Source organism: Desertivirga brevis (assembly GCF_017355835.1).
Genome location: NZ_JAFEWF010000009.1, coordinates 100,593 through 114,062 on the forward strand (window position 1 = coordinate 100,593; position 13,470 = coordinate 114,062).

The 13,470-nt window shown below is 43.2% G+C and carries 7 protein-coding genes; all 7 read left to right on the plus strand.

What is annotated here, in order from left to right:
- The first annotated feature begins 461 nt into the window (after positions 1 to 461).
- The 7 genes from J4N25_RS20005 (at position 462) to J4N25_RS20035 (ending at position 13,468) form a co-directional block, all read left to right on the plus strand.
- A complete protein-coding gene (locus J4N25_RS20005) occupies positions 462 to 3,767 on the plus strand; it encodes a SusC/RagA family TonB-linked outer membrane protein (RefSeq protein ID WP_255537134.1) in 3,306 nt (1,101 codons plus the stop codon).
- Between the two features lie 17 nt (positions 3,768 to 3,784).
- Positions 3,785 to 5,473 (plus strand): RagB/SusD family nutrient uptake outer membrane protein, encoded by a 1,689-nt coding sequence (locus tag J4N25_RS20010; RefSeq protein WP_207423579.1) that lies wholly within the window; start codon positions 3,785 to 3,787, stop codon positions 5,471 to 5,473.
- A gap of 23 nt (positions 5,474 to 5,496) precedes the next feature.
- On the plus strand, positions 5,497 to 6,624 hold the full coding sequence (locus J4N25_RS20015) for a glycan-binding surface protein (protein ID WP_207423580.1): 1,128 nt from the start codon (positions 5,497 to 5,499) through the stop codon (positions 6,622 to 6,624).
- Positions 6,625 to 6,707: 83 nt separating this feature from the next.
- On the plus strand, positions 6,708 to 7,397 hold the full coding sequence (locus tag J4N25_RS20020; protein ID WP_207423581.1) for a GDSL-type esterase/lipase family protein: 690 nt from the start codon (positions 6,708 to 6,710) through the stop codon (positions 7,395 to 7,397).
- Positions 7,398 to 7,602: 205 nt separating this feature from the next.
- Positions 7,603 to 8,679, plus strand: a complete 1,077-nt coding sequence (locus tag J4N25_RS20025; RefSeq protein ID WP_207423582.1) for a glycoside hydrolase family 5 protein — start codon at positions 7,603 to 7,605, stop codon at positions 8,677 to 8,679.
- 41 nt (positions 8,680 to 8,720) lie between these two features.
- Positions 8,721 to 10,763 (plus strand): sialate O-acetylesterase, encoded by a 2,043-nt coding sequence (locus J4N25_RS20030; RefSeq protein WP_207423583.1) that lies wholly within the window; start codon positions 8,721 to 8,723, stop codon positions 10,761 to 10,763.
- Between the two features lie 11 nt (positions 10,764 to 10,774).
- Positions 10,775 to 13,468 carry an alpha-L-rhamnosidase gene (locus tag J4N25_RS20035; protein WP_242695959.1) on the plus strand — a complete coding sequence of 898 codons (2,694 nt, stop codon included), beginning with the start codon at positions 10,775 to 10,777 and terminating at the stop codon, positions 13,466 to 13,468.
- Positions 13,469 to 13,470 lie beyond the last annotated feature (2 nt).

The following is a 13,470-nucleotide window of genomic DNA, read 5'->3' on the forward strand; positions in this document are numbered from 1 at the left end:
TTCTACAGTTGTTCCCTGTCTGCTATGGAAGAAATTAGTACTAAATTCCAATTACACCTTATATTCCTGGTCGTACCAAAGATTCGTTTTCTTCTGGCAGTATTATATAAGCTTTAGCTAAAAAAGTATTAGTAAAGGATGTGTTAAAAAGGGAATTTTATCAATGTCAACAGGATGCAGACAATCGTCATGAATTGATGCTGTAGACATACAAATCAAACAGATAAAGCTAACCAATAAGATATGAAAAATTTAGACTATGTAATTATTCAACCGCTCGTTTTGTCCTATCAACTAACAAGTCCCGGTTAACAATATTTTAATTTGCGCGCTAACCATCAAAAAACTAATTCATCCATCGGAATTCTTCGTAAAATTTAAAAGGTGTTGTAAAATTAATCGGGATTAGCTAAACCGAGACTCGACATGCCGCTTAAATTAAAAATAACCAATACAGACATATGAAACATCCAGGAAATCTATCTAGCACTAGTCGCTGCTGTAGTAGGCAGAAGCCTAGAAATAGGGAAGGGAGGAGAACAAATTTCCTTTTGACTTCCACCAGGGGGATTTTAACAGGCTTCCTAGGCCTGCTTCTAAGTTTTCTAATAACAACTAACAGTATTGCTCAAAACAATGCTAATGTAATCACAGGAAGAGTAATGGACTCTCAGGGAGAGCCATTACCGGGGGTAACTATTAAAATAAAGGGTTCATCAACAGGAACCAGCAGCGACGGAAAAGGAAATTACAGGATCAAAGTGGATAGCCCATCTGACGTACTTGTATTCTCTTTTTTAGGGTTCAATACAGTAGAGAAAACGATAGGCTCTTCCAATACCCTGAATGTTCAAATGAAAGAATCGGCCACAAGGTTGGAAGATGTTGTCGTGAACATTGGATATGGAACAGTGAATAAGAGAGATATAACGGGGGCTGTGGCAACTATAAAAGGTGAAGATCTTAACCGAAATCTTCCCATTAGCGTAAATGAGGGTTTACAGGGAATGGTTGCCGGGGTTCAGGTTAATCGTAATGATGGAGCTCCCGGTGCGGGTATAAGTTTGACTATTCGTGGTGCAAACTCCTTTACGGGAAGTGAGCCTCTTTACGTCGTAGATGATATCCCTATGGTCTCTGCCGGGACTCCTGGTGGCGCTGAGGATAACTTTCAAACGATTAACGGTCTCGCTTCAATTAACCCCAACGATATCGAGAGTATTGAGGTCCTGAAGGATGCTTCAGCAACCGCTATTTATGGTTCCCGCGGTGCAAATGGAGTTGTTTTGATCACAACTAAAAAAGGAAAAGCTGGAAGGGATAAGGTTGATTTCATTGCAAATAACAGCTTTGCTACCATATCTAAAAAGGTGGAAATGCTTGGTGCATATGAATATGCTCTGTTGCAGAACGAAGCCGCCGCAAATCTTGCAACTTATTATGGCTCTCCGTTGTCAGTTCCTTTTTCTGGAACGTATGGAAGAGATGCGGTAACGTTACAAGACAACGTTTATCGTCCAACACCAGAAGATTATATCAGCGGGTTGCCTGCTGGTACTGTATATCCTCAAGGTTTTACGGGTACAAACTGGCAGGACCAGATCTTCAGAACCGCTCTTACCCAGGATTATACCTTGCAGGTTTCAGGCGGTAGCGATAAAGGCAGTCACCTTATCTCTGGAAACTACCTCAACCAGGAAGGAATTATTAAGAGAACAGGTTTTAAGCGCTACGGTGCCCAGTTAAATATGAACCGAAACGTAAGCAAATTCTTCCAAATTGGAACAAACACAAATGTTACTTACACAAATTACCTGCTTGGTAAGACCAACACTTCCGGTGCTCAACCTAGTTTGATCAGCTCTGCCTTATTTTTTCCGCCTACCTGGCCGTTAGAAGATCCTTATGCTGATATCAGACAGCAATATGTTAATGCATCGGGCTTAAGTAATCCTGTATTGTCAATTAACAATTCAAACGACAGAACATCATCTGCCAGAATTTATACAACGGGATATGGCCAATTAAACTTCACTCCCTGGTTAAATTTCAGACAGAGATTTGGTTATAATTATAATACCAACTCACGCGAGACCTATTACTCACGCAATATTCCTGAAGGAAGGGTTCCCGGAGGGATAGCAAGCGAAGCTCAGAACAATTACTCGCAGTTAACTCTCGAGTCTTTGCTGAACTTTAAGAGGACCATCAATAAAAAACATAATTTCAATGCAGTTACCGCCTTTTCTTATGAGAAAGCCAGGAACTACTGGAATGAACAGCGAGCAAGTAATTTCTCCACAGATTTAACTCAAAATTACAACCTCGCAGCTGGACTTAATCCATCTCCTTTATATAACTACAGGGCAGATAATGCATTAATGTCTTTTCTTGGGCGTATTAACTATTCTTACAACGGTAAGTATTCATTTACTGCAAATTTCCGTAGAGACGGATCCAGCAAATTTGCTGAAGGAAATAAATGGGCAAACTTTGGTTCTGCGGCATTTGCATGGAATGCTTCTGACGAAACGTTTATCAGAAAACTGAACCTGTTTTCCACGCTTAAGTTCCGTACCAGTATAGGTTCTACAGGAAATCAGGGAATCGGTCCCTACGGTACACTTTACCAGATGTACGTTTCTAACGCTCCAATCGATGGAAATGGAACTGTGGGACCTGGATATATTGTGAACGATGGACTTGGCTTGGTAGATCCAAACTTAAGATGGGAAACCACACTTCAGGCCGATGCAGGTCTAGATCTCGGATTCTTCAATAATAGGCTTTCCCTCACAGCCGATGTGTACTTTAAAAGAACCAAAGATCTGCTTCAAAGCGTAAGTATCGCACCAAGTACAGGTTTTGGCACCATGCTTACGAATATGGGAACAGTTGAAAACAGAGGACTTGAAGTTACTTTGATAGGGAACGTGATTCAAAAGCGCGACCTGAAATGGAACCTGAATGGGAATATCTCTTTTAACAGGAACAAGCTTCAGGACCTTCCAAATGATCAGTACGCCCAACGCCTATACCACGGGGTAGACCAGGTGTTAATTCAACGAAACGGGCAGCCTATAGGTGCTATTTATGGTCTTACCGAAGACGGTTTTTACGATAACCTGGCAGAGGTAAGGGGCGATCAGCGCTGGTCAGGGCTTTCTGATGCTCAATTAATTCAGAAAATCGGTACAATCAAATACAAGAACATGGATAATGATCCGGCCGTAATCAGCCAGGCTACAGATCGTACTATCATTGGCAGTACCCTTCCTGATTACAGCTTTGGACTAACCAACACCTTCAATTACAAAAAATTTGATTTTAGCGTCTATGTTCACGGTGTTATAGGAGGGGATATTATCAATACCAACCTTCTTAAAGTTCGCTTAAGCCAGACTGGAAACTCAACGAAAGCTGCATTTGACGGAAGATGGACCCCTGAAACAGCAGCTACTGCAACATGGCCGCGGGCAGATGCTTCATCAACAATGGAGTATCTTTTCTCTGATCGTTATATTGAAGACGGGTCTTTTGTTCGCCTCAAAACACTGAGATTAGGATACACCTTCACCTCTCCCGCAAAATTTGTAGGCAATTTAAACGTGTTTGTTAATGCAAATAACCTAGCAACATTCACCAAATACAGCTGGTTTGATCCCGATGTGAATTCCTTCGGTGCCGATGCTTCCCGTCGTGGTGTGGATATGAATTCATACCCTAACACCAGAACGTTTACAATTGGTTTCAGGGCCTCATTATAATCCTTAAAACTTGAACGATGAAATTAAGAACTATCAATATAAAAGCAGCCATTATATCTTTTTGTATTGCTGCATCATTTGCATCCTGTAAAGATGCACTGGAAGAAACGCCTTACTCTTTTATTTCTCCTGATAAGCTGGGAGATTCTCCAGAGGCAGCCCAACTTTGGGTAAATGGAGTAAAAAGTACCTTTAACTCTGGTCACTTCTTCGCCTATGCCATCTTCAACCGTGTTTACGACGTGGATAGCGACGACGCCACCGGGCCAAACTGGGCATTTGCAGCTACCGGTGCTGGTAATTTTCAGGAGAACACTGATATCAGAGCCTATTGGAATGACCTCTTTACACTGGTTTCCAGAGCGAATTTTGCAATCAGTAAGGTAAGCGAGATGACGGCTATCGATGAGGCCGCTAAAAATAATGCTTTAGGTGAATTGAATTTTTATCGCGGTTGGGCTTATTTTACCCTTGTTCGTGCTTTCGGTCCAGTGCCTTTGTATAAAAGATCTGTTTCAGAGGGGGAAGATACCAATCCCCCAAGAGCTTCCGTACCTGAAGTTTACGCGTTTATTATCGACTGCCTGAAGCAGTCGGAAACCCAACTTTACAGTCGCACCAACCCCGCTTACAATGCAGGGACCTTAAGTCAGGAGGCTGCAAAGACAATGCTGGCTAAGGTTTATCTCAATATTGCTTCAGGAGCGCTTTCTGGTGCAAGAGTTATCGTTAACGGCGGCCAGCAGGGTAGCTGGAATGCAAGAAAAGCTCCGCAGACCCTCACATTTACGAAATCAGTAGTTGCTGGCCACGAGGCCTTTAACGCCAATGAATATTTCACTTTGGCTCGTGATAAGGCAAAAGAGGTGATGAACGTTGCTGCTTCAAGTGGCGCCGTAGGGCTCTTCCCAACCTGGTCGGAAGTATGGCAAAAAGCTAACCGTGGAGGAAAAGAACACTTGTGGATGATGTATGCCGTAAGTGGTTCAGAAAACTTTGGGAACTTTTTAACTTACCACTACTCGGGTATTGAAGGTACTGGCGGGGTGAGAGTTCAAAGTGGAGGTGGTTTCTATGGCTTATCTGACCACTGGTATGACCTGTTCGAAACTTACGACCAGAGGATAAGAAATGGAGTAGCCCATAAATGGTTAAACTACAGAGGGGAACCTCAATGGTATCCTCGGAAAGAAGTCGGAAGCACAGACCCTGCCATCGGGTACGACGCCAGCCATACTTACAACGATGATGATGGTCATATAGCATTAGTCAACAAATTTTATGATGTTTCTGACCGAACTGTTTTCCGCACAGATGCAGCTTACCCTTGGCTAAGATATGCTGAAACGCTTTTAATCTATGCGGAAGCAGAGAATGAAGTAAGCAGCCCAACTCAAACGGCGGTGGACGCTCTTAACCTGGTTCGCCAAAGAAGTAATGCAAGTGCAGTATCAGTGGGTGATTTCAATAAAGAAACGTTAAGGTCTTTTATCTTGGAAGAAAGGAGAAGAGAACTTGCTGCTGAAGGGAGTCGCGCTTGGGATTTGAGAAGATGGGGGATTTATTTACAGGTGATGAATTCTATTGGAACTGTAGATGCAAACGGAATTGTTAAATCCCGCCAGGAACGCCACCTGCTGTTTCCTCTTCCAATCACCGAAATAAATGGAAACACCAATATCAATGAAAACAATCCAGGCTGGTAAGATCAATTCTAAGAACTAACATTATGAAAGCGATTACATCATTTAATTATATACTAGGTGCAGGTTTGGCACTAGCCGGTATTTTCTTCTCCGGCTGTGATAAAGATGCCGGAAATGTCGGTTGTTCAGGAGCTCCAACTATTACAAAGGTAGTTAAGCCTACAAGCAGAACCACTACGCTTGATTCGGCTGCATTCAGGGAGTTTGTAACTATCGAGGGACAAAATTTATGCAGTGTAGAGGAAATCAGGTTTAACGATATTAAGGTAAGCAGTGAGGATTATTTTGCGACTCCTACAGAAATTACAGTCAGGGTACCATCTGACGTACCACAGGAAATAATGGACAAGGTGTTTGTGGCAACAAAAGGTGGCGAAGCAACAGCTAGCTTTGTGGTAAAAATACCTCCTCTTACAATTGCCTCCGTTGATAACGAGTATGCTCCTGCAGGTACTACAATGACCCTTGTTGGCCCTAGCTTTAAAATATACGGCTTCACGGAAGGAAAAGGTAAAGTCTTCTTTGGTGATGCAGAGGCAACAATAACTAAAGCGAGTGCAGATACCCTTTTGGTTATTGTACCAGCAAATGCGACCCAAGGTGCAGCAATCAAGGCTGTTGCCTCAAATGGTGCTACGGGAACCTTTGCTTACCCATACAAAGACAATACTAACCTTGTGTTTGACTTTGATACAAAACCAGGCACATCCACTAGTTTTATAACTAACAGTGCCACCCCTGGGCCAATTAGTGGTAATTATGTAAGAGTGAATAGGAATGTTCCTGTTTGGTCTGCTCAAGAATTTATTAGAGGTACTGGCAGACTAACAGCTGATATAGTAGCTCATCCTGAAAACTACCTTTACAAGTTTGAAGTAAATACGCAGCGACCATTCAACAAGCAGGGGATTAGAATGTGGGCCGACTACGGCATAAGCGGAACTTATTACTTATGGAATCCATCTGTATCACCCTTTGATACTCAAGGTAAATGGGTTACCTATTCGATCCCTCTTTTTGATATCGTTAAAACAGCTCCTATTACAGCCAGAGCAAATAACGACTACACTTTCAGAGCAATCGTTTATGGTCCCGAAGCCTTTGATATGGATTTTTCAATGGATAATGTTCGTATTGTTCCTAAGAAATAGGTGTAGTATTTAAAGAACTCATTTGACTCTCGCCACTTAAGAGTCAAATGAGTAATATAATTAGTAAAATAAGAATACATTAAATGAGATTTTTAAAAGCATTTTCCTTACTGACCTTGTCCTGGCTTTTGGCATTTCTGTTTAGCATGGGTATTGTTTCCACCGCGCAGGCCCAGGAAACCAGATCTCACTATTGGAGCACAATCCAGAAATTTAAAGAACAAGACCGTCTACAAACTCCTCCAAAAAAGGCCATCTTATTTGTTGGAAGTTCTTCTTTCACAAATTGGCATTTTGCTCAGGAGATGTTCCCTGATCACAAGATCTTGAACAGAGGATTCGGGGGTTCTCAATTACCGGATGTTAAACAGTATTTCGAGCAAGTGAACTATCCACCCAAATTAAAGCAAATTGTGGTGTATGCGGGGGATAATGATATCGCAAGCGGCCAAAGTGCACAGGAGGTGTTGAATAGGTTCAAGGATGTCTATTATCTAATCCGGAAAGACCTGCCTAAAGTAGAGATCTCCTATTTGTCTATCAAAGGTTGTCCCGGAAGGGCGCGTTCAATTCCAGTTGTAAAAGAAGCGAACCAATTAATTAAAAGCTTCCTTGCAGGACAAAAAAATACATCTTTCATTGATATTTATCATGCTACAATGATTGCTGAAGATAAACCAATGGATGATATTTATGTGGAAGACGGGGTACATATGAACCGTAAAGGATATGAGATCTGGGCTGCAACTTTGAAACCCTATCTAAAAAAATAATCTTTAAGTTTCGAAAATAGAGCCAGCACCTGGATAACTCTTTCCAGGTGCGGCTTTCCAGATGCGGCACTTAAGTACGTCATTTCACCGTATCCAGATTTACTTCGGTAAATCCCTTTATGATAAGAACACGAGCAGTCCTTCAAATCGATCGCCTTTCCCAAATGCAATTTCTCACAAACTAACCACGTAAAATTTACCAATAATGAAAGCTTTTATTCCATTACTATTAATAAGTGCCCTTCTTTTTTCCTGTTCCGGGAAAAAAGAGGCTGTAGGACAAGAGCCCGCCCCTGCTCGTGAAAACAAAGTGAATACAACAGCGGAGCCTTTCGGTGTCAATCTTGCTGGAGCCGAGTTTGGAAGAATTCCAGGGGTTTTAAACACCCATTATGGATATCCAACAGCTGCTGATCTCGATTATTTCAAGTCAAAAGGATTAATGCTTATTCGTTTTCCATTCAGGTGGGAACGAGTACAGCGTACCTTAAACGGTCCACTCGATGCAGCGGAAGTCGGTAGGATGAAAACCTTTGTTGAACACGCTAAGGCTCGCAATATGAAGATCGTTTTGGATATGCATAATTACTGCCGCCGCAATCTTACTGTTGATACTATTTTTTTTGAAATCGGAAGTGCAGAGGTCCCTCTTGCAACGGTCGGTGATGTTTGGAAGAAGCTTGCGGTCGAATTCAAGGGTTATGATAATATATGGGGTTACGGAATAATGAACGAGCCATATGGCCTCACTAAGCTTACCTGGTTTAATATAGCCCAGCACATTATTACCCAGATCCGTGCAGTGGATACAAAAACGACTATTGTAGTCGGCGGCGATTTTTTCAGTTCAGCATCTCAATGGAAGGCAGTCAGTGACAATTTGAAAAATCTTGTTGATCCTTCTGAAAACCTGATCTACGAGGCGCACACATATTGGGACAAAACGTCGAGCGGCACCTATACCGGCACTTACGATCAGGAAGGCGCTACCCCAAACACTGGTGTACAACGCATCACTCCCTTTGTTGAATGGTTAAAAGCTAATAAAAAGAAGGGCTTTATTGGAGAATACGGGGTTCCGAGGAATGATCCTCGATGGCTCGTAGTGCTGGACAATGCATTGAAATACATGAGAGATAATTGCGTGAATGGTTGCTACTGGGCAGCCGGACCCCGGTGGCCAGAGGATGAACATTTGTCTATTCAACCATGGCATGGAGATTTGCCGCAAACGAGTATATTGCAAAAGTATCTGGTTACAGACCCAAAGAATTGCAATTAATAAACCACACAAAACACACTAAAAATTAAAAGAATAATAGTATGAACACTCCATTCATCTATCAGGCTGGCCGGGAAAGGCGGCCCGGACTTCAACTCCGCTTACCACTTAAAAAAGGAATAATCCTCCTGTCAGCACTCTTGTTAAACGCCTTTTATGCAGATGCAAATGTTCGTTTGCCAAAGCTCTTTGGGGATGGAATGGTGCTTCAGCGCAATCAGAATATACCAGTTTGGGGCTGGGCTGATAAGGGTGAAAAGGTAACGGTAACATTCAGAGGGCAATCTAAAACAGTTAAAGCAGATAATTCAGGAAAATGGAAAGTTGAACTTTCGCCAGAAGCTGCAGGAGGTCCTTTTAAACTGCATGTAAAGGGAAAGAACGCTATCTCCCTGAATGATGTCCTGGTAGGAGAGGTCTGGCTCTGTTCCGGGCAATCGAACATGGAATGGTCGGTTAGGGGCAGTAAAGATGCGGAGAAAGAAATACGTGAGGGTAAGTATCCCCTCATCCGCCATTTCAAAGTTCCCAATACTACAGCAAAAGATCCTCAGAATGATATAAGAGGCGGCTCATGGGTTGCGGCTTCCCCTAATACAGTTGGGGATTTTACAGCCGTAGGCTATTTCTTTGCCCGTGAGCTGTATAAAGAACTGCAGGTGCCCATCGGGCTGATCAACTCTTCCTGGGGGGGGACCGATATAGAAACCTGGATAAGCAGGTCTGCACTTCAAAACAGCGATATCTTCAAGGCAATGATGAGAACAATGCCTGCTTCAGCGGATCTGGAATATGTGATAAAGGAACGCAAAAATCAACTTAACAAAAGGATAGTCGAATTACAGGGCAGCTTCCCTAAAGACTCGGCAGCGGCTGCGATATTTCGCCTGGCAGATTTTGACGACAGTAAGTGGCCTAAAGTTAAAGTGCCAGGCTTTTGGGAGCAATCGGTAGAGAACCTTGACGGTATTGCCTGGCTCCGTACCTCCTTCAATATAAAGCCTGAGAACGCAGGTAAACCGGCGGAGTTGCATTTGGCGATGATTGACGATTCGGACGAAACCTATGTAAACGGAACTAAGGTTGGGTCTGTAAAAAATGGTTATAATACTAACAGGGTCTACAATGTTCCGGCAGGAGTGCTGAAAGCCGGCAAGAATGTTATCTCTGTAAGAGTTGAAGACACGGGTGGTGGCGGAGGTATTTATGGGAGTGCCAACGACGTGAAAATTCAGATGGATAATGAAACAATTCCTCTGGAGGGGCAATGGAAATTTCAGCTCGAATCCCTGCTTTCGGTAGCAAACTCCAACAGCATGAGTGATCCTAATAGCTTTCCAACCCTGCTTTATAATGGAATGATCCATCCTCTTATTCCCTATGCCATCAAGGGCGCTTTATGGTACCAGGGAGAGAACAACGCCGGACGCGCTGTTCAATACCGGGATGCTTTCCCTCTAATGATTAATGATTGGCGCAGCAAATGGAACCAGGGTAACTTCCCATTCTACTTTGTGCAGCTCTCCAGTTGGATCGCTTCCAGTGGCGACAGTAACCATGGCAGTTCCTGGGCTGAACTACGTGAAGCGCAAACACAGACATTAAAGCTTCCTAATACCGGAATGGCAGTGACGATCGACATTGGTGAAACAAACGATATTCACCCTAAGAACAAGCAGGATGTAGGAAAACGCCTGGCTGCGGTGGCCTTAAACCAATCGTACAAAAAGGGGGGGACCTTTAAAGGACCAGCATTCGAAAAGCTCGAAATATCCGGTAATAAAGCTGTGCTTAACTTTACTGAAACGGGCTCTGGCCTCATGGCAAAAGACAAATATGGTTATCTCCGTGGTTTTGAAATTGCCGGTGCCGATCAGAAGTTTTATTACGCAAAAGGATATGTAGAAGGCAATAAAGTAATTTTAAGCAGCGACCAAGTTTCAGCACCAGTAGCTGTAAGATATGCCTGGGCTGATGATGCGGGAGATGCGAACCTCTTTAATAAAGAAGGTTTCCCTGCGGTTCCTTTCCGTACCGATAATTGGAAACCCATCACAGAAAACGTTAAATACACATTAAGATAAGCGGAGGACCTTTGAAAGGAATTATTTTGAAAGCTTCAGGCACAGTCGTTTTTGCTGTGCTTGCGGCTGTTTCAGCTGTAAATGCACAATGCAGGCCCTCGAACCTGCAATGCGAATACCTGGAGAATCCCCTCGGCATTGATGCCGCTTCTCCTCGTTTAACCTGGAACCTGGAAACCTGTAGTGATATAAAATCTCAAAGATCTTATAAAGTTATAGTAGGAATCGATTCGCTTGCGGTGGTGTCAGGCAAAGGAAATATTTGGGAGTCAGGGAAAGTGGATTCCGATAAAATGAGAGTGCTTATTCCTGCCAATACCCTTAGACCCTTTACACATTATTATTGGGCAGTGCAGGTATGGGATGATCAAAACAGGCCACCAGGTAATAGTAGCGCTTCTTTTGAAACCGGCCTGTTGAAATCAAACTGGCAGGGTTCCTGGATCACCGATGCGAACGATATAAATATTAAACAAGCTCCTTATTTTCGAAAAACCTTTAACAGCTCGAAAAAGATAAAATCTGCAAGAGCTTATGTTGCAGCTGCAGGCCTGTACGAGTTGTACCTGAACGGGCAAAAAGTAGGTAATCATCGTCTTGATCCTATGTACACCCGCTATGATCGTCGTACCTTATATCTAACCCATGATGTTACTTCCTTAATAAAAGCCGGGCAAAATGCTATTGGAGTCCTTCTGGGCAACGGCTGGTACAATCACCAGTCAACCGCCGTCTGGTTCTTCGATCAGGCTCCCTGGCGTGCCCGTCCGAAGTTCTGTATGGACCTTCGCATTACTTATGAAGACGGATCAGTAGAAACCATCACTTCCGATAATTCCTGGAAAACCTCTTTCGGTCCCCTGGTGTTCAACAGCATTTACACTGCCGAGCATTATGATGCCCGGTTGGATAATCAGGGATGGAACACACCTTCCTTCGACGATTCTAAGTGGAAGAACGTGATCTATACCTCTGCACCTTCAAACAATATTGTGTCCCAGCAAGTGCGGCCTATTCGCGACCTGCAGGAAATTAAGGCTGTAAGTATTAGGAAGATCAGTGCCACGAATTATGTTATAGACTTTGGCCGCAACTTCTCCGGAGTAAGCGAGATCAAGCTGAAAGGGGCCGAAGGCACAACACTCAGACTAATTCATGGCGAGCGACTGAAAAAAGATGGTAAAGTTGATCTAAGCAACATCGATTACCATTACCGCCCTACCGATGATAAAGATCCTTTTCAGACAGATATTTTTATCCTGTCGGGTAAGGGAGAGGAGAGCTTCCGGGCACGGTTTAACTATAAAGGTTTTCAGTATGTAGAAATTGTTAGTGATAAACCAGTCGAGCTAAATAAAGAAAGTCTTAAGGCTTATTTTATGCACAGCGATGTTCCTGCTTTAGGCAAAGTAAATTCATCTAGCCAACTTCTAAATAAAATTTGGCAGGCCACGAATAACTCCTATTTATCCAACTTGTTCGGATACCCGACCGATTGCCCGCAAAGGGAAAAGAATGGATGGACTGGCGATGCGCATATAGCCGTAGAAACAGGCCTTTATAATTTCGACGGTATTACCATTTATGAAAAATGGCTGGCAGACCATCGCGATGAGCAGCAGCCTAATGGTGTGCTTCCGGCAATAATTCCTACTGGTATGTGGGGTTACGATTGGGCAAATGGACCTGACTGGACCAGTACGATTGCCATCATTCCCTGGAACGTTTACCTGTTCTATGGCGATGATCAGATCCTGGAGAAGAATTACGATAACATCAAAAAGTATGTGGATTATATAGATGGAAAAAGTCCTTCTGGCCTAACCGACTGGGGCTTGGGCGATTGGATACCGATCAAGTCGGAGTCGAACAAGGAGCTCACTTCCTCCATATACTTTTTCGTAGATGCTTCTATCCTTGCCAAAGCAGCAAAAGTTTTAGGAAAGCTTGAGGATCACCAGAAGTACATAGCACTTTCAGAAAAGATAAAGAATGCTATTAATGCAAAGTTCCTGAACCGCGAAACTGGAATATATGCCAGTGGAATGCAAACAGAGTTAAGCGCCCCTCTATTCTGGGGTATCGTACCTGAGGATCTGCAACTTTTGGTAGCTAAAAATTTGGCACAAAAGGTGGAAGCTGCGGGCAGCATGGACGTAGGATTACTCGGTTCCAAAACAATCCTCAATGCTTTAAGCGAAAATGGATATGCAGACCTGGCCTACAAATTGGCCTCAAGGGAATCTTACCCTTCATGGGGATGGTGGATAAAAAATGGAGCGACCACTTTATACGAAAACTGGAAGATCGAGGGCAGTTCTGACATTTCCTTGAACCATATCATGTTTGGCGAGATCGGTGCCTGGTATTATAAGGCGCTGGGAGGGATCTATCCCGATCCTTCTGCTCCAGGTTTCAAGAATACCATCATCAGACCAAATTTTGTCAGTGGTCTCGATGCTTTTGAAGCCAGTCATAAAAGTCCTTTTGGCACAGTCTCCTCTGCCTGGAAGAAAAAGGGGAATATGATAACATACCATCTTTCCATCCCGGCTAACAGTACGGCTACCGTTTTTCTGAAAGCAAAAAATATCAAGGCGGAGAGCGGTAAAGGCTTCAACAATAAAGCGATCTTCCTTAACACTAATGGAGTGCAAAAAGCAGAACTCCCTTCGGGAAAATATAAGCTTAGCATTGAACTGTAAGG

Coding starts and splice junctions, on each gene's coding strand:
- J4N25_RS20005 (WP_255537134.1), top strand. CDS start 462: ATGAAACATCCAGGAAATCTATCTAGCACTAGTCGCTGCTGTAGTAGG.
- J4N25_RS20010 (WP_207423579.1), top strand. CDS start 3,785: ATGAAATTAAGAACTATCAATATAAAAGCAGCCATTATATCTTTTTGT.
- J4N25_RS20015 (WP_207423580.1), top strand. CDS start 5,497: ATGAAAGCGATTACATCATTTAATTATATACTAGGTGCAGGTTTGGCA.
- J4N25_RS20020 (WP_207423581.1), top strand. CDS start 6,708: ATGAGATTTTTAAAAGCATTTTCCTTACTGACCTTGTCCTGGCTTTTG.
- J4N25_RS20025 (WP_207423582.1), top strand. CDS start 7,603: ATGAAAGCTTTTATTCCATTACTATTAATAAGTGCCCTTCTTTTTTCC.
- J4N25_RS20030 (WP_207423583.1), top strand. CDS start 8,721: ATGAACACTCCATTCATCTATCAGGCTGGCCGGGAAAGGCGGCCCGGA.